The following is a 21,209-nucleotide window of genomic DNA, read 5'->3' as shown; positions in this document are numbered from 1 at the left end:
TCAGCGGCGGCAGGCCCGGGCAGCGAGAAGAGAAAGAGGACCACCGATGGCGGACGGCCGCACTGAGCGCGGCGCCGGTGAGGACGGCGCCGCACCGGTCGGCCCCGCCCCCGCCGTGCGCCCTTTCCTGGTCACCGCCGGCCGGGTGGCGGGCGGCGGTGACCGGGCGGAGTCCGGCGGCCGGCCGATGCCCGTCGAGACCCAGCTGGTGGCGACCGCCGCCGGGCTCGACGCGCTCGACCGGCTCTCCTTCGAGCGGCACGACATCGTCGCCGCCTGCCGCCGCCCGCAGTCCATCGCGGAGATCGCGGCGCGGCTGCGGCTGCATCTGAACGTGGTGCGGGTCCTCGCCGAGGACCTGCGCGCGGCGGGGCAGCTGACGGTGCACGTGCCCGACTCCGGCGTCACCCATGACGCCTCCGTTCTGCGCAGGGTTATCGATGGCCTGCGGGCCATCCCCGACTCCCGAGGGGTACTCCGTGACACCGACTGACCCGACCGCCGGCGGCGCGGCCGCGCAGGCCGCCGTACGGCCGCCGCTGCCGGTGAAACTGGTGATCGCGGGCGGTTTCGGCGTGGGCAAGACGACGGCCGTCGGGTCGATCTCCGAGATCGAGCCGCTGACCACCGAGGCGGCCATCACCGAGGTCGCGGCGGGCGTCGACGACCTCTCGCACACGCCGCGCAAGACGACGACCACGGTGGCGATGGACTTCGGCTGCATCACCATCGATCCGACGCTGAAGCTGTATCTGTTCGGCACGCCCGGGCAGGAGCGGTTCGGTTTCATGTGGGACGACATCGTCGAGGGCGCGGTCGGCGGGCTGGTGATCGTCGACACGCGGCGGCTGGACGACTGCTACGCGGCCGTGGACTACTTCGAGCACAAGGGCATCCCGTTCGCCGTCGCGATCAACGCGTTCGACGGGAAGGTGGAGCACACGCTGGACGAGGTGCGCTGGGCGCTCGACGTCACCGACGGCGTGCCGCTGGTCGTCTTCGACGCGCGGGAGCGGGGCTCGGTGCGGGACGCGCTGCTGGTGGTGCTGGAGCAGGCGCTGAGCCGGGCGGAGAGCTGACGGGGCGGCCGTCTCATCCGAAACGGCCGCCCGCACCAGGCTTCAGACCCGGTGCCGTACGCCGGGCGACACCGCGATCCGGCCCGCCGCCCAGAACACGGCGAGCGTGGCCAGGGCCAGTCCCGCGACCAGGGTGGCGCCGCCGACGACCTTCTCGTAGTCGTGCTGGTAGAGGCCGTCGATGATGAACCGGCCGAGGCCGCCGAGCGAGACGTAAGCGGCGATGGTGGCCGTGGAGACGATCTGGATGGCGCCGGAACGCAGGCCGCTGAGGATCAGCGGGAGCGCGGCGGGCAGTTCGACCTGGAAGAGCACTCCGGCCTCGCTCATGCCCATGCCCCGCGCGGCGTCGACCGGTGAGGGGTCGACGGAGCGCATCGCCTCGTAGGTGGTGACGAGGATCGGCGGGATGGCGAGGACGACCAGCGGGATCATCACGTTCACCAGGCCGAAGCCCAGCAGCAGGGTCATCAGCACCAGCAGGCCGAAGGTGGGCAGGGCGCGCCCGCCGGTGGCGATCAGGGCGATGGCGTTGCCGCCGCGCCCGTAGTGGCCGGTGACCAGGCCGGTCGGCAGCCCGATGAGGGCGGCGAGGGCGAGCGCCTGCAGGGTGTATCGGATGTGTTCCCCGACGCGTGTGGGGATGCCGTCGTAGCCGTGCCAGTGGGCGCTGTCGCTGAAGAAGGCGTTGATGAAGTGGAGCACATTCACCGGGCTGCGCCCTCCAGTTCGGGCTTCGGCCTGCGCCGATCACGGGTGCCGCGCGGCATCCACGGCGTCAGCAGCAGGCGTACGACGACCAGCAGGGCGTCGACGAGGATGGCGAGGCCGGCCATGCTGAGGACGGCGTTCACGGCGAGTTCGGGCCGGTTGTAGATGTTCGCGTCGTTGATGAGATTGCCGAGGCCGCCCTGGTTTCCGATGAGCGCGCCGATGCTGACGAGGCTGATGCTGGACACGGTCGCCACGCGGAGCCCGGCGATGATCGCGGGCACCGAGATCGGCAACTGGACCTGGACGTAGCGGCGTACGGGTCCGAAGCCCATGGCTTTCGCGGCGGCGAGTGTTTCCTGCGGGACCGAGCGGACGGCGTCGACGATCGCGGGGACGAGAACGACGAGGCTGTAGACGGTGAGCGGGATCATCACCGTGAGCTCGGTCTGGCCGGTGTAGTCGATGAGGATCACGAAGAACGCCAGTGAGGGAATGGCGTAGAGCACGGTCGTCACCCACAGCACGGGCGGGTAGAGCCAGCGGAAGCGGACGCACAACTGGGCGAGCGGCAGGGCGATCACGAGCCCGGCCAGCACCGGCAGCAGGGCCTCGCGCACGTGGAGGCCGACGAGTCCGAGCCAGCTGTGCTGGAGGTCGCTGGGGATGTCGAAGAGGCGGTCCCAGTTCATCCGGCGACCTTCGTGGTGTCGCCGGCCGGGCTCTGTTCCGCGTGGGCGCCGCGGATCGCCTCGGCGATGGTCTGCTGGGAGACGACTCCGGTCACCCGTCCTTCGGTGTCGACGGCGACGGCCCAGCCGGTGGGCGAGAGCACGGCGCAGTCGAGGGCGGCCCGCAGGGAGTCCGTGCCGGCGACGAACGGCCGTCCGTGGGGCAGCAGTCGGGACCGGTCGATGCTTCCGGCGGTCAGGTCGCTGGGCTCGCTCCAGCCGAGCGGTCGGCCGTCGAGGTCCGTGACGAGGAGGTAGGGGGTGTCGGCCGCGGTGCGGGCGGCGATCTGCTCGGCCGTGGAGTCGGTCGCGACGATCGGGGTGGTGAGCAGGTCGAGTCCCGCGGAGGAGAAGAAGGACAGCCGCCGGATGCCGCGGTCGGCGCCGAGGAAGTCCTCGACGAAGTCGTCGGCGGGGTGGGTGAGCAGTTCGGCGGGCGGGGCGAACTGGGCGAGGCGGCCGCCGGTGCGCAGCACGGCGACCATGGTGCCCAGTTTGACGGCCTCGTCGATGTCGTGCGTGACGAAGACGATGGTCTTGCCCAACTCCTCCTGGATTCTGAGGAGTTCGTCCTGGAGTCCCTTGCGGACGATCGGGTCGACGGCGGAGAACGGCTCGTCCATGAGCAGGACGGGCGGGTCGGCGGCGAGGGCGCGGGCGACGCCGACGCGCTGCTGCTGGCCGCCGGAGAGCTGGTAGGGGTAGCGCCGGGCGAGCGCCGCGTCGAGGCCGACGCGGTCCATCAACTCGCGGGCACGGGCGCGGGACCTGTCCTTGCTCCAGCCGAGCAGGCGGGGCACGGTGGCGATGTTGTCGAGGATGGTGCGGTGTTGGAAGAGCCCGGCGTTCTGGATGACGTAACCCATGGACCGGCGCAGGGTGTTGACGGGCTGCTGCTGGATGTCCTGGCCGTCGAGGAGGATGGTGCCCTCGCTCGGTTCGACCATCCGGTTGATCATGCGCAGGGTGGTGGTCTTGCCGCATCCGGAGGGACCGACGAGGACGGTGATGGATCGGTCGGGTATCTCGAGAGAGAGCCGGTCGACCGCCACCGTGCCGTCCGGGTACCGCTTGGTGACTGAATCTATCCGTATCAAAACGCCGAATACCCTTCGGGACTGGCAGAATCCGCCCGCTCCTGAACGCGCTCGCACGGGCCGTTGCGGGGAGAGTCTAGACCTGTTGTGTTGCGGCAGTTCGACGGACGAACGGGCCGCGCGCCGGCATCCGGCTCACGCCGCGACCGGCCACCCCGCCGTCCGCAGCACCCTGCGCCCCGCGTCCACCGCGAACACCTCGCAGCCCTCCCGCGCGGCCGCCCAGTCGACGCCCTCCGGGCCCATCGCGAAGGCCGCCGTCGCCATGGCGTCCGCCTGCGTGAGGGTCGGCGCGACGACGCTGAGGCTGAGCAGGCCGGTCGCCGCCCGGCCGGTACGGCCGTCCACGATGTGGTCGCCGCGCTCGTAGCGCGCGGAGGTGGCGATCGCCCCGTCGGTGAGCTCGACCACGGTGCACAGCTGGTCGGCGTGCTCCGGATGCCGTACGCCCACGCGCCAGGGGCCGCCCGAAACAACCACGTCTCCCCCGGCGTTGAGGCAGAAGCGACGCGTCCCGGCGGCCGTCAGCAGATCCCCCGCCCGCTGCACCGACCACCCCTTCACCATCGCGCAGGGATCGAAACCCCGGCCGGGCAGCCGGACGTCGAAGGCCCCGCCCGTCGCGATCCGGTACTCCTCGCACAGGTCGAGCACCTCGGTGAGGTCGGCGCTCAGCTCCCCGGCGGCCAGCTCGCCGCGCCCGTGACGGGAGACCTCGCTGTCGGGCCGGAACGGGCTGAACCGCTCGTCCACCTCCCGCAACCAGTCGAAGACGGTGTCGTCGAGGCCCGCCGGGACGACCGCGTCATCGATGCGCAGCGAGACGGGAAAGCCCATGACGTGCTCGACCCGGCGCACGGTCAGGCGCCGCCCTTCGCGTCGATCGCCGCCTGGAGCGACTCCTTGTAGCCCTCGCTCGTGATGGTGGCCCCGGACACGGTGTCGATGTCCGCGCTCTGCGCCTCCAGGGTCTCGGCGATCAGCTTCGGTACGGCCGCCTCCGTCTGCGGGTGGTCCGGCGCCTTCAGCATCCGTACGGCGGTGATCTTCCCGCCGGTGTACGTCACCTCGACCTGTACGTCGCCCTTCTCCGTGTTCACGGTCGTACCGGCGACAACGGTTCCGCCGGCCGCGGGCGTGGACGCCGGCGCGGCCGCCTCGGTGTCCGAGGAGGAGGACGCGGTGGACGGCTCGTAGCGCCAGACGGGGATCAGCCCGGCGATCGACAGGACCAGGACCGGCAGTGCTCGTTTCACAGTGTCTCTCTCATCCCGCTCACAGTTGTGCTCCCATCCCGCTCACAGCGTTTCTGTCATCCCGCCAGGCTGAACCGCTCGAAGTGGATCTGCGGCCGGGGTACGCCGAGTTCGCGCAGGGTGCCGAGGACCGCCTTCATCATCGGCGGGGGACCGCACAGATAGACGTCCCGCCCGGCGATGTCCGGCACGAGGAGCGACAGCGCGTTCGGTGCCAGCCGGTCCGGGACGGACGGGCCGGTGACCAGGTGGAGTTCGGCGCCCTTGGCGTGCGCCAGCTCGCGCAGTTCGTCGTAGAGGACGGCGTCGCGTTCGCCGGTGACGCGGTAGATCACCACCGCGTGGCCGTGCAGCTCCTCCAGCAGGGCGCGGATGGGGGTGACGCCGACGCCGCCCGCGATGAGCACGGCGTCGGGGCGGGTGCGGTGCAGGGTGGTGAAGGCGCCGTAGGGACCCTCGGCGAAGACGCGGGTGCCGGGCTCGATGTGGCGCAGCGCGGCGGAGCCGGGGCCGGCGGCCTTGACGGTCAGGCGCAGCCGGGTGCCGTCCGGGGCGGCCGACAGGGAGAAGGGGTTGGCCTGCCACCAGCGGTCGCGGGTGAGGAAGCGCCACAGGAAGAACTGGCCGGCCCGGGCGGGCAGCCGGTCCAGGTCGCGGCCGGTGATGTAGACGGAGACGACGTTGTCCGACTCGGGGACGACGGCCTCGACGCGCAGCTGGTGGCGCAGGTTGCGCCACAGCGGCAGCACCAGCCGGCCGAGGAACACCGCGGCGAGGGCGACACCCCACAGCGCGTACCAGTAGGTCTTCGCGGCGGACGACGCGGTGAACGTCGTTCCGACGGCGACCTGGTGGGTGAAGGCCAGCACCACGGCGACGTAGGTGTAGAGGTGGATGAAGTGCCAGGTCTCGTAGGCGAGCCGGCGCCGGGCCCAGCGGGCGGAGACGGCACCGACGACCAGGATCAGGGCGAACGCGACGATCGCGCGCAGCACGCCCTCGGCGGTCTCGGCGAGGTCGACGAGCTGGTTCAGCGGGTCCATCGAGCCGGCCATGTCGGCGTAGCCGAAGGTGATGAACACGACGTGCCCGACGAGGGTCCACAACAGGCCGAAGCCGGTCCAGCGGTGCCAGTCGGTCAGCCGGTCCATGCCGATCCGGCGGTCGAGCCAGGGCAGCCGGGCCACCAGCAGCAGCTGGAAGGCCATGAACAGGGCGGCGTACAGGCCGGCGAACCGGCCCAGCACGACGAGGGCGTTCGAGCCGAATCCGGCGTCGGCGGCGAAAGAGGTCACGACGGCCGCGTTCGCGGCCAGCACGGCGTACAGGCCGACGCGGGCCACGACCTTGGGGCGTATCGCCGTGGGGGGTGAGGGAGGCGATTGGACGGTCGTCACGGACGAAAGACTCCTTGGGCGGGACCCCGTGGCCGGGAATCCCTCGATCTGGTCCTCGGCACACTCGGAGTACTCGGGATGCTCGGGATGCTCGCGATACAGAGCCTTGCCGACCGACGCTGTCGTTTTCCTGTCGTACAACTTTCAAGAGGATATCGATCTGCCCGGGAGCGACGGCCGGGGGCGGCGGGCCGGGGCGCGTGACGCAGTATGAGCGGGTGGAAAAAGTACGACTCCTCGTCGTGGACGACGACCCGCCGATCGCCGATCTCGTGGCGACGGTCGCCCGTTACGAGGGCTGGGACGCCGTCACGGCGCATTCGGGCGAGGAGGCGCTGAGCCGCGCCGCCGAGTTCCGCCCGGACATCGTGGTGCTCGATCTGATGCTGCCGGACATCGACGGTTTCGGTGTCCTGGACGGGCTGCGCCGCTCGGGGACGATGGTGCCGGTGGTGTTCCTGACGGCGCGGGACGGGGTCGCGGACCGGGTGGCGGGGCTGACCCGGGGCGGCGACGACTACCTGGTGAAACCATTCGCCGTGGAGGAGCTGATGGCCCGGCTGCGCACGGTCCTGCGCCGCGCCGCGGGCCCCGGTTTCCAGCGGTCGATGCTCCGGGTCGCCGATCTGACGATGGACGAGGACACCCGTGAGGTCCGCCGGGGCGGACAGCTGCTGACGCTCACCCCCACCGAGTACGAGGTGCTGCGCTATCTGCTGCGCAAGTCGCCGACCGTGCTCACCAAGGCGCAGATCCTCGACCATGTGTGGGAATACGGCTTCGGCGGCCGCTCCAACGTCGTGGAGCTGGTGGTCAGCCGGCTGCGCCGCAAGCTCGACGCGACGGGCGAGCCGCTGATCCAGACGGTACGCGGTTTCGGATACGTCATACGGCAGGCGGCGGAGTGATCGGCCGGCTGCGGCGGACGTATCGCAGGCTGCGGCTCGGCACCCGGCTGGCGCTGAGTCTGGGGGCGCTGTCCCTGGTGGTGTTCGCGGTCGTCGGCACCTGTCTGACCACGTACATGCGCGACTATCTGTCGGCGCAGCTCAACGACCAGCTCAAGCTGGCGCAGGTGGCCCAGTCCAAGAGCATCGCGGCGTCCGGCACGCTGGACGGCAAGAAGTACTACCGCTGGTACTACGCGGTGTACGACGTGTCGGGCGGCACGCCGGTGCTGCGCAAGCCGGAGGACCCGGCGGACGTGCCGGAGGACGTCGACCGGCTGACCGCGCTGGCGCGGGCGCAGACGGCGGCGGGCACGGAGGTCCTGCGCACCGAGAACCTGCGGGGCGACGGCGAGTACCGGCTGCGCGCGTGCGAGGTGGAGCCCGGCGTGGTCCTGGTCAGCGGTGCGCCGCTGGACGACATCGACGACACCGTGCACCGGTTGATCACCGTGCAGGTCGTCGCGTTCGGGCTCGCGCTGGCGGCGCTCGTGGTGTTCGGCCGGGCGATGCTGCGGCGCGGTCTGAAACCGCTGTCCGACATGGCGCACACCGCGCACGGCATCGCCTCGCACGATCTCACCGAGTCGGCGGCGCGGCTGCCGTTGCGGGCGGACCGGCCGGGCGGCGGACCGGAGGTGGAGGAGCTGCGGACGGCGTTCAACACGATGCTGGAGCACATCGACGACTCGCTCGCGGTGCGCGCGGAGGCCGAGCAGCGGCTGCGCCGCTTCGTCGCGGACGCCTCCCACGAGCTGCGGACACCGCTGATGTCCGTACGCGGTTACGCGGACCTGTTCCAGTACGCGGCGGCGAACGCGCCCGAGGAGCGGGAGCGGCATCTGGCCCGGCTGCGCGCCGAGGCAGCCCGGATGGGCGTGCTCCTCGACGATCTGCTGCTGCTCGCGCGGCTGGACGCGGCGGAGGTGGACGCGCCGCTGCGGATGACGGACGCGGATCTGGTGGAGCTGGTGGAGCAGGCGGCGGACGCCTTCCGCGCGACCCATCGCGACCACCCGCTGACGGTGGCCCCGGGCCCGGACCGGCTGACGCTCCGCGGGGACCCGCAGCGCATCCGGCAGGTCCTGGACAACCTGCTCACCAACGCGGCCGTGCACACCCCTGCCGGGACCCCGGTGTCGGTGGAGGTGTCGGTCGCCGAGCGGTCGGTCGTCGGACAGTCGGTCGTCGGCCGGTCGGCGGTGATCCGTGTCGCCGACCGCGGCCCGGGTATCCCGTCCGGCGACCGCGCGCGGGTCTTCGACCGCTTCTACCGGGTCGACAAGGCCCGCAGCCGCGACCGCGGCGGCAGTGGTCTCGGCCTGTCGGTGGCGAGTTCACTGGTCCGGGCCCACGGCGGAACGATCACCCTCGACGACGAACCCGACCACACGGTCTTCACGGTGACCCTGCCCCTGCGCCGATGAACCCTCCCCGCCCGCTGGGATGAGCGACCCGCCGGTGGGGCAGAACCTTATCCAGACCGCACCGCAGTAGCAGACAGCACCGCAGTCGCCCCTCCGCCCACGGGGCGTCGGTTTTCGGACACCGCGCCGTCACACCGGAGGGGAACGCCTTCCCCCGTCCCCCTCCCCGCCGTGGGCCCCGGGCCCTGCCCGATCCGTCAGCCGTGCCGCCGAGGCGTGGCGTGACGCGGAAGGACGACGTGCGCCGTGTCCCTGTTGCCGCTCGACGACGCCACCGCCCCGCTGCCCGTACCCCTGGGCCGCGCCCGCCCCCTCTCCCCCTCCGCCGCCCGGCACGCCCGCCGCGCCCTGAGCCTGGTCCCGCTTCTGTTCCTGGGCGTGTGGGCGGCCCTGGACTGGCGCACGGTGCGCGACGGGGTGACCCGGCTCGCCGGAGCCGACCCGTGGTGGCTGCTGCTGGGCGCGCTGTTCACGTTCCTGGGCTGTGTGGCCGCGGCCTGCATCCGGCAGGGTGCCGTCCCGGACCGGCTGCCGCCCGGCCTGCTGATCGCCTCGCAGTTCGCCGCGGGCGCGGCCAACCATCTCCTGCCGGCGAGTCTCGGCGCGCACGCGGTCACCCTGCGCTTCCTTCAGCGCCAGGGCGTCCCGATGCCCCGGGCGACCGCGTCGCTCGCCCTGTACTCCCTGGTCAGGGCGATCGCGAAGACCCCGGTGGTGCTGGTGTTCCTGCTCGCCGCCCCGAACGCCGTACGCCCCGCGGCGCTGCTCCCGGACGCCCGCACCCTGCTCGTGGCGGTCGCCGGCGTACTGCTTCCCCCGGCGTCGGCCGTCGTGGTGCTGACCGCGATCCGTCCGCTGCGCCGCCCCGCGCTGGACTTCGTCCGCACGGCGCTGCGCGGCGTACGGCAGCTGCACACCCGCCCGAGCCGCTTCCTGCCGCTGTGGGGCGGGGCGATGGCGGCCCCGCTGATCCAGGCGGGCATCGTCGCCTCGGTCGGCACCGCGCTCGACGTCCCGCTGTCCTGGGCGCAGTTGGCGTTCGCCTACCTCGCGGCGAGCACGGCGGCGGGCGCGGTGCCGGCCCCCGGTGGCATCGGCCCGATGGACGCGGCGCTGGTCCTCACCCTCGCCGCCTACGGCACCCCGCTGTCCCTGGCCACGGCCACGGTCATCGGGTACCGCGTCCTGACGGTCTGGCTCCCGCTGCTGCCGGGGATGCTGGTGATCTCGGCGATGGTGCAGCGGGAGGCCCTGTGACGGTCGCCCGCGGAAGCCTCAGTCCCGCGCCGGCTCCAGCCGCAGCGAGATGCTGTTGATGCAGTACCGCTGGTCGGTGGGGGTCGGGTAGCCCTCCCCGGCGAAGACATGGCCGAGGTGCGAGCCGCACCGGGCGCAGCGCACCTCGGTGCGGAGCATGCCGTGGGAACGGTCCTCGATGAGCTCCACCGCGTCGGTGTCCTTCGGGTCGTAGAAGGACGGCCAGCCGCAGTGCGAGGCGAACTTGGTGTCGGAGGTGAACAGTTCGGCGCCGCACGCCCGGCAGGAGTAGACGCCCGTGGTCGTGGTGTCGGTGTACTCACCGGTGAACGCGGGCTCCGTCGCGGCCTGCCGCAGGACGGCGTACTCGGCCGGGGTCAGCTCCGCGCGCCACTGCTCGTCGGGCTTTTCGACGTCGTACGACATGAGGGCCAACCCCTTTACTTGTCCGCGAGACGGTCCAGAATGCGCGGGCCGAGGTCCGTCACGTCCCCCGCGCCCATGGTGAGAACGAGATCGCCGGGCTTCGCCATTCCCGCGACGACGTCCGGTGCGGCGTCCTTGTCGTGCACGGGCGTCACATCGGCGCCCGCCGCCCGCGCGGCGTCGATGATCAGCTCGCTGGTGACGCCGGGGATCGGGTCCTCGCGGGCGGGGTAGATGTCGAGGACGACGGAGGCGTCGGCGAGGGCCAGCGCCTGGCCCATCTCCTGGCCCAGTTCCTGGGTGCGGGAGAAGAGGTGGGGCTGGAAGAGGACGAGGATCCGGGCGTCGCCGGCCGCGGCCCGCATGGCCTCCAGGTCGGCGGTCATCTCGGTGGGGTGGTGGGCGTAGGAGTCGATGACCTGGACGCCCGCCTCCTCGCCCTTGAGCTGGAGGCGCCGCTTGACGCCGGTGTACGCGGCGATCGCGGGGGCGAGTTCGGCCGCCGGGATGCCGAGGGCGACGCCGGCGGTGAGGGCGGCGACGGCGTTGTGGGCGTAGTGCCGGCCGGGGACGGAGACCGTGAAGACGATCTCCTGGCCGTCGAGCAGGACGGTGACCTCGCTCTTGAGGCCCTGCGCGACCACGGAGAGCACGCGGACGTCGGCGTCCTCGGCCTCGCCGTACCTGACGACGCGCACGCCGTCGATCCGGCGGGTCAGCTCGCGGGCGCCCTCGTGGTCGGCGGAGATCACCAGCGTGCCGCCGGGCACGATCTTCCCGGCGAACGTCTCGAAGGACTCGTAGATCTCGTCCATGGAGGCGTAGTTGGCGTGGTGGTCCAGCTCCACGTTGAGGACGATGGCCACCTCGGGCGCGTACGTGTGGAAGCTGCGGTCGGACTCGTCGGCCTCGGCGACGAAGATCTCGCCGTCGCCGTGCAGGGCGTTGGAGCCGGGGGCGTCCAGGTCGCCGCCGATGGCGTACGACGGCTCGCGGCCCAGCTCCGACAGGGACACGGCGAGCATGGAGGTGGTGGTCGTCTTGCCGTGGGTGCCGGCGACGGCGATGGCCCGCAGGCCCTCCATCAGCGCGGCGAGCGCGTCGGAGCGGTGCACGACGGGGATCCCGAGTTCGGCGGCGCGGACGAGCTCGGGGTTGTCCTTGCGGATCGCCGAGGAGACGACGACGCAGCTGGCGTCGTCGGCGAGGTGCCCGGCGGCGTGCCCGATGTGCACGGTCACGCCGAGTGCCCGCAGCGCGTCGGCGGTGGCCGACTCCTTGGCGTCGCTGCCGGCGACCCGGGCCCCGCGCTGGGCGAGGATCTTGGCGATCCCCGACATCCCGGCCCCGCCGATGCCGATGAAGTGCGGTCGGTCCATGGCGGAAGGGATGCCGGGTGCCATGCGTGATCTCCAAGGATGCGGTGCGTACGAGGATGAAGCGGCTCCAGCCTATTGCCTGCGCCCACCGCACCTGTGGAAAGGGGCTACGCCTTGCTGTGCGAGAAGAGCTTCAGCACCGGGACGCCCACCTTGTGCCGGGCTCGCGAGGCCCAGTCGCGGTGGAAGAACTCCTCCACGTAGTGGGGGTCGGTCAGCACGATCACCTCGTCGGCCCGCACCTCGTCGACGACGGCCTTCAGCGCGTCCAGCGGATGGTCCTCGACGAACCGCCCCTGCGCCGGGCTCCCGGCGGTGCGCAGGGCCGTGAGGGACACCTCCAGCGCCCGTTCCGCGACGCTCGCGGCCTCCTCCCCCTCCGGCGTCTCCCCTTCCCGCACGGCCTCGTCCAGCTCGCCGAGGGCGATGTCGTCGATGGCCCGGAGCAATCGGTCCGCCTGATCGCCGCGCGGCTGGAGGAGCACATGGAAGGAGACCGGTTCGTCGCCGTGCAACGTGGTGACGAACTCCACGTCGACGGACGTGAGGGCCTTCTCGATCATCAAAACGCTTGTGAACACCAGCGCCCCATTCTCGTGGGCCTCTTGGCCCTGCGGAAACCATCCTTCCCCGTGCCAGCACGGGTTGTTGCGGTCCTAGTCTGCCCACCCGAAGCTAAACGGAACGAATCATTCCGCTGTTTTCGGGACCTCGGGGGTGTCGTGTCGGGACCTTTGGTAACGGCTGAAGAGAAATCCTTCCTCCTCCAGCAGCGAGACCAGGGCGAACCGATGCGGAACCGCCACCGCCGGTCCGCCCGCGATCCGCTGGGCGTTCCCCGCGGTGAGCATCGGGGAGACGGTCAGACACAGTTCGTCGAGGACTCCGGCGGCGACGAACTGCCCGAGCATCCGGGGTCCGCCCTCGGTGAGCAGCCGGGTGTGCCCCAGCTCGGCGAGCGCCCGTACGGCCCGGGCCGGGTCCACGCCCATGCCGTCCCCGGCGACGATCACCCGGGCGCCCGCCTTCTCCGCCGCCGCGATCCGGTCGGGGGCCGCGGCGGCGCCGGTGAGGACGAGGGTGGGCACCAGGGGCGAGGTGAACAGCGGCAGGGAGAAGTCGAGGTCGAGGCTCGCGGTGACCACCGCGATCGCCGGCGCGGGCGCCTGACCGGCGGCCGCGCGCCGCTCGGCGAACTCCGTACGCGCGCGTGCGGGGCGGTACCCCTCCTGCCGTACCGTTTCCGCACCGACGACGACCACGTCCGCGAGCGCCCGCAGTGTGCCGAAGATCCGCATGTCGGCCGCGTTGGAGATGGGCTGCGAACGGCCCTCGTGCTGGGCCGCGCCGTCGAGGGTGGAGACCATGTTGGCCCGCAGCCAGGCCCGCGGCGCCCGACCGGGCACGGATCCGGGCACGGATCCCGGCTCAGGGACGGACTCGGGTTCAGGCGCGAATCCCGGCTCGGGCACGGGCGCGGGCATGGGCACGGGCGCCGGCGCGAGCCCCGACTCGGGCGCGAACTCCGGCTCCGGCTCCAGCTCCGGCTCGAAGCCCAGCTCGGGATAGGCGTAGGCGTCGGCGAGCTCGTCGAGGCTCCACTCGCGGCCCTCGCGGTCCTCCAGGGCCGCCGCCGTCCCGCCGCCCGGGGAGGCGCCGGGGCCCCCAGGGGCCCGGCCACCGGAGGTGTTGGCCGCTGTCTGGTCGGTCACAGGGAACAGGCGTCGCATCCTCGCAGTCTGGCACGACCTTTAGCATGGGGAACCGTGTCGTCCTCTCATCCCGCCACCGGTTCCCGCGCCCCCAGCGTCGACGCGATAGCCGACGCGGTCCCGTTGTCCCTGAGCGCCCGCGAGCCGCACGTCCCCGCGGACCGCCTGGTCGCCGAGATGGTGCCGCCGCCGCGTTTCGACTCGGTCCGCTTCAGCACCTATCTGCCGGACCCGAACCAGCCCAGCCAGACCGAGGCGGTCGGGATCCTGGAGAGCTTCGCGAGCGGCCTCGGCGGATCGCACGCGGTGGGTACCGCCAAACGGGGGTTCCTCGGCTTCGGCCGCGCCAAGGCCCCGAAGACGCCGCCGGGCCCGCGGGGCGTCTATCTGGACGGCGGTTACGGCGTCGGCAAGACCCACCTGCTGGCCTCCCTGTGGCACGCCACCCCGGCCGACCCCTCCCTGAAGGCCTTCGGCACGTTCGTGGAGCTGACCAACCTGGTCGGCGCCCTCGGCTTCCAGCAGACCGTACGCACCCTCTCCGGGCACCGCCTGCTGTGCATCGACGAGTTCGAGCTGGACGACCCCGGCGACACCGTGTTGGTGTCGACGCTGCTCGGCAAGCTCGTCGAGGCGGGGGTCGCGCTCGCCGCCACCTCCAACACCCTGCCGGGCAAGCTCGGCGAGGGCCGGTTCGCGGCCGCCGACTTCCTGCGTGAGATCCAGGGCCTGTCGGCGCACTTCCGCGCCCTGCGGATCGACGGCGAGGACTACCGCCACCGCGGCCTGCCGCAGGCGCCGGCGCCGTTCTCCGACGAACAGGTGACGAAGGTCGCGTACGCCACCGAGGGCGCCTCGCTCGACGACTTCCCGCACCTGCTGGCGCACCTCGCGCGGGTGCACCCCAGCCGCTACGGCGCGCTGACCGACGGCGTGCGCGCGGTCTGCCTCACGGACGTCGGCCCGGTGCCCGACCAGTCGACGGCCCTGCGGCTCGTCGTCCTGGCCGACCGGCTGTACGACCGCGAGGTGCCGGTGCTGGCGTCCGGACAGCCGTTCGACCAGCTGTTCAGCGAGGAGATGCTGAACGGCGGCTACCGCAAGAAGTACTTCCGGGCGATCTCCCGCCTCACCGCCCTGGCCCGCGACGCGAAGCCGCTCGTCACGAACATCTGAGCGAACGGAACGGTCCCGGCCGTGACGCGGGATCGTGGCCCGGAGGATCGTGGCCCGGGACCGTACAGCGGGCATATCGTTACAGGAGCGGACATTCAGGCCTCTCGTGGAGGAGGTCGCCATGGTGGAGGCGCTGCTGGGGGCGATCGCGGTGGCCGGCGTCGCGGGCCTGGTCTATCTGTGGGCGGCCGCGCGGGTCGTGAAGCAGTACGAACGCGGCGTGGTCTTCCGGCTGGGGCGGGTGCGCGGCGCGGAGCGCGGTCCGGGGTTCACCCTGATCGTCCCGGCCGTGGACCGGCTGCGGAAGGTCAACATGCAGATCGTCACGATGCCCGTGCCCGCACAGGAGGGCATCACCCGGGACAACGTGACCGTGCGCGTCGACGCCGTCGTCTACTTCAAGGTGGTGGACGCGGCGGCGGCCATCGTCAACGTCGAGGACTACCGCTTCGCGGTCTCGCAGATGGCGCAGACCTCGCTGCGCTCCATCATCGGCAAGAGCGAGCTGGACGACCTGCTGTCGAACCGGGAGAAGCTCAACGAGGGCCTTGAACTGATGATCGACAGCCCCGCCGTCGGATGGGGCGTGCAGATCGACCGGGTCGAGATCAAGGACGTGTCGCTGCCGGACACGATGAAGCGGTCCATGGCCCGCCAGGCCGAGGCCGACCGGGAACGCCGGGCCCGGGTCATCAACGCCGACGCCGAGCTCCAGGCGTCCAAGAAGCTCGCCGAGGCGGCCCAGCAGATGGCGGAGACGCCCTCCGCGCTCCAACTGCGGCTGCTCCAGACGGTGATGGCGGTGGCCGCCGAGAAGAACTCGACGCTCGTGCTGCCGATCCCGGTGGAGCTGCTGCGCTTCCTGGAGAAGGCACCGCCCCAGCCGCCGCAGGCACTCGACACCTGAGCCGCGGGCCCTCGACACCTGACGCCTGCGCCGCCGGCGGACCCGGCCGGGTGACATCGCCGGAGAGGCGCACACCGCGCCCCGACGATCGCCGCTTTCCGGTCATACCGTCATACGGTGATCTTTCCCGTACGTCATGTCGTCACCGTCTGCGCCCTGGGCGCCGCCCTCGTCGGATGCGGCGGCGCCCAGCCGCCCCGGGCCGCCCGCCCCGCCTCCCCCGCCGCGGTCACCCCGTCCCGTCCGCCGACGCTCGCGCCGGGCCCCGCCGGTCTGACCCCCGTCTTCCGGCACGCCGTCACCCGGGACAAGGTGGTCGCCCTCACCTTCGACGCGGACATGACCGCGGATCAGGGGCCGCGGGCGGCGGCCGGGGAACACTTCGACAACCCCGGCCTGATCCGGGCCCTGCGCACGCTCGACGTTCCCGCAACCGTCTTCATGACCGGCCGCTGGGCGGAGCAGTACCCGGACCAGGCTCGCTCGATCGACCGCGACCCGCTGTTCGAGATCGCCAACCACTCCTACAGCCACTACGCCTTCACGGCCGACTGCTACGGCCTGCCGACCGTCTCCGAGGACCGGATGCGGGCGGACGTGGAACGCGCGTACACCGCTTTCCGCAGCGCCGGGGTGCCGGACGCGATGCCGTACTTCCGTTTCCCCGGCGGCTGCTACGACCGGCGGGCGCTGCGCGCGGTGAGCGGGACGGGGGTGACGGCCGTGCAGTGGGACGTGGTGAGCGGGGACGCGTTCGCGACCGACGCGCGGGCCGTGGCCCGGCAGGTGCTGGAGGGGGTGCGGCCGGGGTCGGTCGTGGTCATGCACTGCACGCGCAGCGCGGCGCCGACGACCGAGCGGGCGGTGCGGGAGATCGTGCCCGAGCTGCGCCGGCAGGGGTACCGGTTCGTCAAGGTGTCCCAGCTCATCGGCGCCGCGAACACCCGGCGCTGACCCCCGTACGCTGGGCGTATGAGCGACGACGAGTACTGCGTGATCGACGCGGCCAGGCCCCCTAGGGCCGACGGCCCGCCGTACGCGGAGTGCGTGCTGTGCCGGGAGCCGACGGAGTACCCCGAGTCGTACAAGGGGATCACGCTGTGCCCGGTGTGCGAGTGGCAGGAGGCACAGCGGACGGCGTGTTCGGGCTGACCGGCGGTTCCCGGTGCCCGCGCGTGCCCCTTTAGGGTGGCCGGTGTGAGCGAGTCAGTCAGTGACAGTCCGTTTCAGCCCGAAGCCGGTACCCGGGACGAGGCGCCGCAGTTCGTGCTGCCCCTGGTCGTACGGATAGAGAAGGCCGCGCCCCCGGCCCGTACCGACGCCCTGGAGACCGCGGCGCGTGCCGTGCTGCTCCTGCTCTGCGACGAGCGGTCGGGCGGGGACGGTGAGTGGGCGCGGGCCGTGGGGGACTGGGAGGGCGCCCGGATCCGCAAGGTCGTACGGCGGGCCCGGGGTGCGGAGTGGCGGCGGGCCGAGGCGCTGCCCGGGATCACCGTGACGGGGAAGTCCGCCGAAGTACGGGTCTTCCCGCCGGTGCCGCTCGACGGATGGCCGAAGGATCTCGTGAAGCTTCAGGTCTCCGGAACCGATCTCGACGATCCCGAGACGCCCGCCGAGGCCGAGCCCGGGGTGCCCGTGCTGTGGCTGAACCCCGAACTCGGCATGTCCGCCGGCAAGGCGATGGCCCAGGCCGGGCACGGGGCGCAGCTCGCCTGGTGGGAACTGCCGGACGAGGAGCGGGCGGCCTGGCGGGACGCCGGTTTCCCCCTCGCCGTACGCACCGCCGAGGCCGAGCGGTGGCGCGAGCTGGTGGACAGCGGACTGCCGCTGGTACGCGACGCGGGCTTCACCGAGATCGCCCCGGGCTCCTGCACGGTGGTCGCCGACCATCCCGCGCTGCGGTAGCGAACCGCGGCGGAAACGTCTCAGTCCGGTGGCGACGGCGTGTCCGGGAGGAGAAAGCCGTGCCGTTCCTCCGCGGTCAGGCCGCGGGAGACCCGGCTGTGTGCCAGGGCGAGCAGTTCGGCCTTGTCGCGGACCGCGTGCCACACCCGTGCCGTGCCGTCTCCCGACGCCGTCGCCACCTGTGTGCCGTCCGCGGACCAGGCGACGCCCTCGGTCCATGCCTCGTGACCGCGCAGGACGGCCAGCTCGACTCCCTCGGCGAGGTGCCACACCCGGGCGGTGCAGTCGTCGTAGGCGAGGGCCAGCCGGGTGCCGCACGGCGACCAGGCGAGGTCCCGGACGACGTCCTCCTGGGGCAGCAGACGCAACAGCTCGGGCGTTCCTGGTGACCGGGACGGATCGGGGCCGCCCGGATCGGGCAGGCGCCACACCCGCACCGTGCGGTCGCGTGACGCCGTCGCCATGAGCGTCCCGTCGGGCGACCAGCCGACGCCGTTGACCCCGTCGTCGTGCGCGTCGAGGAGAGCGTGCTGTGTCCCGTCGGCGAGCCGCCACACCCTGGCCGTCGCGTCGTTGGAGCCGCTCAGCAGATGGCGTCCGTCCGGCGACCAGGTCAGCGAGCGCACCATCGCCTCGTGCCCCTCGAACACCGTCGGCGGCGCACCGGTGCGCAGGTCCCACACCCTTATCGTGTCGTCCCGGCCGCAGCTGGCGACGCGCTCGCCGTCCGGGCTGAACACGGCCCGGCGCACGCCTTCCTGATGTCCCGTCAGTGTCAGGTGTACGGCGCCGGTACGGGTGTCCCAGACGCGTACCGCGCGATCGTAGGAGCCGGTGACCAGGAAACGACCGTCGGGCGAGAAGTGGCAGCCGCGCACCTCGCCCTCGTGGCGCAGCAGGCCGGTCTGCGCGCCGGTGCGGGTGTCCCAGACGCGGGCGGTTCCGTCCCGGGAGCCGGTTGCCATCGTGGTGCCGTCCGGGGACCAGGACACGGTGCGCACCCATCCGGTGTGGCCGGCCAGCAGGAGCCGTTCGGGGCTGGGGCGGGCGTCCCACAGCCGGATGGTGGCGTCCCGGGAGGCGGTGGCCATCCGGACGCCGTCCGGGGACCACGCGGCGGCCGTCACCCAGTCCTTGTGCCCGCGCAGCACCTGCCGGGCGGCGCCGTCGTCGGCGCTCCACAGCCGGGCCGTGGTGTCCCGGGAGGCGGTGACGGCCCGGCCGCCGTCGGGCGACCACATCACCGCGGTGAGGTCGTGCCGGTGGCCGTGCAGGACCAGGCGCTGTACGCCTTCGGCCGCGTCCCACATACGGGCGGTGCGGTCGCGGGCGCCGGTGAGCAGCCGGGTCCCGTCCGGGGACCAGTCCACCGAGTCGATCCAGCCGCGGTGCCCGGTCACCTCGGTCACCGCCCGCTCGGGTCCGGGCGCCGACAGGTCCCACAGACGCACGGTGCGGTCACCCGCCGCGGAGGCGAGTCGGGTGGAGTCCGGCGAGAAACGCACGGATGTGACCCAGTCCTGATGACCCGTCAGAACAGCGGTGGACTGCCCGGTGCGCGGATCCCACAGGCGCACCGTGTGATCGCGGGCGCCGGTGGCCACCGTGGCACCGTCGGGCGACCAGGCCACCGAGGTGATCCGGTGCTCGTGGCCGAGGAGCACGGCGCGTTCCTCACCGGTTTCGGCGTCCCAGATCCGGGCGGTGCCGTCCTGGCTCGCGGTCACCAGCGAGGTCCCGTCCGGCGCCCAGGCCACGGCCTCGACCTGCCGGGAGTGGCCCCGGAGCACGGCCGTCTCCTCGCCCCGCTCCGCGTCCCACAGCCGTGCGGTGTGGTCGTGGGACGCGGACAGCAGACGGCGCCCGTCCGGGGACCAGGCCACGTCCCACACCCATCCGGTGTGCCCGGTGAGCACGGCGCGCTGCCGGGACGCCTCCAGCGCCGCGTGGAGCGCGGCGAAGGCGGCGCGCCGCGGGGCGCACTCCTCGACGGCGGTGACGGCGAGCAGCAGCGCCAGTTCCGGATCGACCTCCGTGGTGAGCAGGGCCTGGTGCGCGATCGAGTCGGACAGCCTCTCCAGCCAGGCCGTGTCGTTGCGGCGCGAGGTCTCCAGGAACTCGCGTGCCAGTGAGCTCTCCTCCCACAGCCCGGGCTGTTCCTCCACCCACCGCATCACCGCGCGCAGGCGTTCGTCGCGCAGCAGGTGGTTGTGCTCCCGCCCGCTGCGTTCCCAGTCCTGGGCCCAGCGCTCGACCTGGGAGCGTCTGCGCAGATGGTCGGCCCGGGCGTCCAGGTCCTGGCGCAGCGGGACCCAGTGCCGGAAGAGCGCCTCGTGGGCGACGTCCACGACGACGGAGTCGCCGTCGGGCCGGGTGGTCAGCAGCCGCGCCTCCACGAAGGCGTCGACGACGACCAGTTCGGCGGAGCCGAAGGCGTCGCGCCGGACCCGGCGCCGGGTGGGCTCGGCGCCCTCCAGGGTCACGAAGCGGGAGACGACCCGCAGGACGTCCGGTTCGCTGATCCCTCGGCCGGCCAGTTCGGCGGACACCTTCTCGGCCTGCCGGACGAGCGCGCCGCTGACCCCGCCGAGCCGCTCGTAGTCCTCTCGCCGTACGACGCCGCTCTCGCGCACCCGCAGGAAGAGCTGCTGGAGGGTGAAGGCGAGCAGCGGCAGCGCGTCCCCGCTGCCCGTGTCGTCGACCATGCGCGCCACCACCCCGGGCGCGAAGCGCAGCCCGGCGAGGGCCGCCGGCTCCTCGACGATCTGCCCGAGCGCGTCCCTGCCGAGGGCTCCCACCATCACCGGCCGCTGCACGAGGGAGGCGAAGGGGGACGCCAGCAAGGGAGTCAGGAACTCGGAACGGACGGTGGCCACGACCCAGAGGGCGGGATCGCGTTCCAGCGCCGTCCGGAGCAGGCCGAGGAACTCCTCACGGGCGTCGGGTGCGGCCTGGGTGAACAGTTCCTCCATCTGGTCCACCACCAGCAGAACGGCCGCCGCACCCCGGTGACGCCGGGCAGAGCGCACCTCGTCCACCAGCCGGACGAGTTCCCCGGCGCCTCCCTCGCGCAGCCGTTCCTCGACCGCCGAAGGAGTCATGCCCCCGGGACCCGGCCCGAGCGCGGCGGCGATCGCGTGGGCCAGGCCGCGCAGAGGATCGTCCCCGGGCCGCAGCGGCGGCACCACCAGCCAGGCCGTACGGCGCCGTGACAGGGCCGGGATCAGACCGGCCTGGACGAGCGAGGACTTGCCGCTGCCCGACGGCCCGACCACGGCGACGAACGCCTGCCGGGCTCGCGGGACGGCCGGGTGCAGCCGGTCGGTCAGCTCCTCCGTCTCGGCGGCCCGCCCGAAGAACACGGCGGCGTCCTCGTCGGTGAACGCCTCCAGGCCCGGGTAGGGCGGCCGGTGGGCCGTCCAGAGCGGCCGGGCGTCGGACTTGTTGCGGTTGTCCACCAGCACCTGGGCGACGAGGCCGGCGATCGACAGGCCGAGCCCGGGAAAGACGGCGATCCACAGCGAGCCGTGCCCGGTGGCCGCGGCCGACAGCGCGGTCGCGCCGGTGAGCACGACCAGGGCGGCCGTCCAACGGGTGAGCCCTCCCCACGTGCCGTGCAGCAGTCGTCGAGTCAACGCGCTCCCCCCTCGAAGCGGTTGGATACCCACCCCACGGGCCCACCATCCGCCCCGCACCCCCCTACCGGGCGCGTCGCGCGGCGGCGGAACCTCAAATGTTGCTCTGAAGGTGCCCCGCGGGCGGTTCGGGCCCCCGGGGCGGGGTCATACCCCCGTCACCACCA

21 protein-coding genes are annotated in these 21,209 nt (G+C 72.6%); 10 read left to right on the top strand and 11 right to left on the bottom strand.

The genetic code is table 11. From position 1 onward, the window contains the following. Nucleotides 1-46: 46 nt before the first annotated feature. Nucleotides 47-493: a DUF742 domain-containing protein gene (locus tag ACZ5NW_RS01160; protein ID WP_468741590.1), complete on the top strand. Its 447-nt coding sequence runs from the start codon at nucleotides 47-49 to the stop codon at nucleotides 491-493. Continuing rightward, nucleotides 480-1,079: a GTP-binding protein gene (locus ACZ5NW_RS01155; RefSeq protein ID WP_468741589.1), complete on the top strand. Its 600-nt coding sequence runs from the start codon at nucleotides 480-482 to the stop codon at nucleotides 1,077-1,079. Before ACZ5NW_RS01160 ends, ACZ5NW_RS01155 begins: the two co-directional genes overlap by 14 nt. Before the next feature lie 42 nt (nucleotides 1,080-1,121). Here ACZ5NW_RS01155 and ACZ5NW_RS01150 read toward each other — a convergent pair whose 3' ends face one another. From ACZ5NW_RS01150 to ACZ5NW_RS01125, 6 genes are all read right to left on the bottom strand, one after another. Continuing rightward, nucleotides 1,122-1,790 (bottom strand): ABC transporter permease, encoded by a 669-nt coding sequence (locus ACZ5NW_RS01150; protein WP_468741588.1) that lies wholly within the window; start codon nucleotides 1,788-1,790, stop codon nucleotides 1,122-1,124. Continuing rightward, a complete protein-coding gene (locus ACZ5NW_RS01145) occupies nucleotides 1,787-2,482 on the bottom strand; it encodes an ABC transporter permease (RefSeq protein ID WP_468741587.1) in 696 nt (231 codons plus the stop codon). Before ACZ5NW_RS01145 ends, ACZ5NW_RS01150 begins: the two co-directional genes overlap by 4 nt. Further along, nucleotides 2,479-3,618, bottom strand: a complete 1,140-nt coding sequence (locus ACZ5NW_RS01140; protein WP_468741586.1) for an ABC transporter ATP-binding protein — start codon at nucleotides 3,616-3,618, stop codon at nucleotides 2,479-2,481. Before ACZ5NW_RS01140 ends, ACZ5NW_RS01145 begins: the two co-directional genes overlap by 4 nt. A 135-nt stretch (nucleotides 3,619-3,753) precedes the next feature. Further along, nucleotides 3,754-4,476: an FAD:protein FMN transferase gene (locus ACZ5NW_RS01135; RefSeq protein ID WP_468741585.1), complete on the bottom strand. Its 723-nt coding sequence runs from the start codon at nucleotides 4,474-4,476 to the stop codon at nucleotides 3,754-3,756. 2 nt (nucleotides 4,477-4,478) lie between these two features. Next, the gene (locus ACZ5NW_RS01130; protein ID WP_468741584.1) at nucleotides 4,479-4,874 is read right to left on the bottom strand and encodes an FMN-binding protein; all 396 of its coding nucleotides are present in this window, start codon (nucleotides 4,872-4,874) and stop codon (nucleotides 4,479-4,481) included. A gap of 56 nt (nucleotides 4,875-4,930) precedes the next feature. Further along, nucleotides 4,931-6,271: a ferredoxin reductase family protein gene (locus ACZ5NW_RS01125; protein ID WP_468741583.1), complete on the bottom strand. Its 1,341-nt coding sequence runs from the start codon at nucleotides 6,269-6,271 to the stop codon at nucleotides 4,931-4,933. Between the two features lie 218 nt (nucleotides 6,272-6,489). On the opposite strand from ACZ5NW_RS01125, the gene ACZ5NW_RS01120 reads away from it, so the two are divergent. From ACZ5NW_RS01120 to ACZ5NW_RS01110, 3 genes are all read left to right on the top strand, one after another. Then, a complete protein-coding gene (locus ACZ5NW_RS01120; RefSeq protein WP_468741582.1) occupies nucleotides 6,490-7,179 on the top strand; it encodes a response regulator transcription factor in 690 nt (229 codons plus the stop codon). Beyond that, nucleotides 7,176-8,645, top strand: coding sequence for a sensor histidine kinase (locus tag ACZ5NW_RS01115; protein WP_468741581.1), 1,470 nt, complete (start codon nucleotides 7,176-7,178; stop codon nucleotides 8,643-8,645). The genes ACZ5NW_RS01120 and ACZ5NW_RS01115 overlap by 4 nt, the downstream gene beginning before the upstream one ends. Before the next feature lie 246 nt (nucleotides 8,646-8,891). Then, nucleotides 8,892-9,902, top strand: a complete 1,011-nt coding sequence (locus ACZ5NW_RS01110; RefSeq protein ID WP_468741580.1) for a lysylphosphatidylglycerol synthase transmembrane domain-containing protein — start codon at nucleotides 8,892-8,894, stop codon at nucleotides 9,900-9,902. An 18-nt stretch (nucleotides 9,903-9,920) separates the two neighbouring features. Here ACZ5NW_RS01110 and msrB read toward each other — a convergent pair whose 3' ends face one another. The 4 genes from msrB to ACZ5NW_RS01090 form a co-directional block, all read right to left on the bottom strand. Further along, nucleotides 9,921-10,328, bottom strand: coding sequence for a peptide-methionine (R)-S-oxide reductase MsrB (gene msrB / locus ACZ5NW_RS01105; protein WP_468741579.1), 408 nt, complete (start codon nucleotides 10,326-10,328; stop codon nucleotides 9,921-9,923). A 14-nt stretch (nucleotides 10,329-10,342) separates the two neighbouring features. Beyond that, nucleotides 10,343-11,731, bottom strand: coding sequence for a UDP-N-acetylmuramate--L-alanine ligase (murC, locus tag ACZ5NW_RS01100; protein WP_468741578.1), 1,389 nt, complete (start codon nucleotides 11,729-11,731; stop codon nucleotides 10,343-10,345). An 83-nt stretch (nucleotides 11,732-11,814) separates the two neighbouring features. Next, nucleotides 11,815-12,288, bottom strand: coding sequence for an indole-3-glycerol phosphate synthase (locus tag ACZ5NW_RS01095; RefSeq protein ID WP_468741577.1), 474 nt, complete (start codon nucleotides 12,286-12,288; stop codon nucleotides 11,815-11,817). Between the two features lie 108 nt (nucleotides 12,289-12,396). Further along, the gene (locus tag ACZ5NW_RS01090; protein ID WP_468741576.1) at nucleotides 12,397-13,437 is read right to left on the bottom strand and encodes a pyrimidine reductase family protein; all 1,041 of its coding nucleotides are present in this window, start codon (nucleotides 13,435-13,437) and stop codon (nucleotides 12,397-12,399) included. A gap of 36 nt (nucleotides 13,438-13,473) precedes the next feature. Between ACZ5NW_RS01090 and zapE the strand changes: the two genes are divergently transcribed. From zapE to ACZ5NW_RS01065, 5 genes are all read left to right on the top strand, one after another. Further along, nucleotides 13,474-14,595 carry a cell division protein ZapE gene (gene zapE, locus ACZ5NW_RS01085; RefSeq protein ID WP_468741575.1) on the top strand — a complete coding sequence of 374 codons (1,122 nt, stop codon included), beginning with the start codon at nucleotides 13,474-13,476 and terminating at the stop codon, nucleotides 14,593-14,595. A 121-nt stretch (nucleotides 14,596-14,716) separates the two neighbouring features. Continuing rightward, nucleotides 14,717-15,502: a slipin family protein gene (locus tag ACZ5NW_RS01080; protein ID WP_468741574.1), complete on the top strand. Its 786-nt coding sequence runs from the start codon at nucleotides 14,717-14,719 to the stop codon at nucleotides 15,500-15,502. Nucleotides 15,503-15,619: 117 nt separating this feature from the next. After that, nucleotides 15,620-16,456, top strand: coding sequence for a polysaccharide deacetylase family protein (locus ACZ5NW_RS01075; protein ID WP_468741573.1), 837 nt, complete (start codon nucleotides 15,620-15,622; stop codon nucleotides 16,454-16,456). Nucleotides 16,457-16,474: 18 nt separating this feature from the next. Beyond that, nucleotides 16,475-16,654, top strand: a complete 180-nt coding sequence (locus ACZ5NW_RS01070) for a hypothetical protein (protein WP_468741572.1) — start codon at nucleotides 16,475-16,477, stop codon at nucleotides 16,652-16,654. Nucleotides 16,655-16,699: 45 nt separating this feature from the next. Continuing rightward, nucleotides 16,700-17,407, top strand: a complete 708-nt coding sequence (locus tag ACZ5NW_RS01065) for a peptidyl-tRNA hydrolase (RefSeq protein ID WP_468741571.1) — start codon at nucleotides 16,700-16,702, stop codon at nucleotides 17,405-17,407. A 20-nt stretch (nucleotides 17,408-17,427) separates the two neighbouring features. On the opposite strand, the gene ACZ5NW_RS01060 is transcribed toward ACZ5NW_RS01065, so the two are convergent. Further along, the gene (locus ACZ5NW_RS01060; protein WP_468741570.1) at nucleotides 17,428-21,042 is read right to left on the bottom strand and encodes an nSTAND1 domain-containing NTPase; all 3,615 of its coding nucleotides are present in this window, start codon (nucleotides 21,040-21,042) and stop codon (nucleotides 17,428-17,430) included. Between the last annotated feature and the right edge of the window lie 167 nt (nucleotides 21,043-21,209).

Source organism: Streptomyces sp. NPDC032126 (genome assembly GCF_055580085.1).
The sequence above is the reverse complement of the archived record's forward strand: the minus strand, read 5'-3'. Positions and strand labels throughout refer to the sequence as shown.

Bases quoted from the DNA above. Each gene is read 5' to 3' on its own strand.
- ACZ5NW_RS01160 (WP_468741590.1), top strand. From the start codon at position 47: ATGGCGGACGGCCGCACTGAGCGCGGCGCCGGTGAGGACGGCGCCGCA.
- ACZ5NW_RS01145 (WP_468741587.1), bottom strand. From the start codon at position 2,482: ATGAACTGGGACCGCCTCTTCGACATCCCCAGCGACCTCCAGCACAGC.
- msrB (WP_468741579.1), bottom strand. From the start codon at position 10,328: ATGTCGTACGACGTCGAAAAGCCCGACGAGCAGTGGCGCGCGGAGCTG.
- murC (WP_468741578.1), bottom strand. From the start codon at position 11,731: ATGGCACCCGGCATCCCTTCCGCCATGGACCGACCGCACTTCATCGGC.
- ACZ5NW_RS01090 (WP_468741576.1), bottom strand. From the start codon at position 13,437: ATGCGACGCCTGTTCCCTGTGACCGACCAGACAGCGGCCAACACCTCC.
- ACZ5NW_RS01080 (WP_468741574.1), top strand. From the start codon at position 14,717: ATGGTGGAGGCGCTGCTGGGGGCGATCGCGGTGGCCGGCGTCGCGGGC.
- ACZ5NW_RS01070 (WP_468741572.1), top strand. From the start codon at position 16,475: ATGAGCGACGACGAGTACTGCGTGATCGACGCGGCCAGGCCCCCTAGG.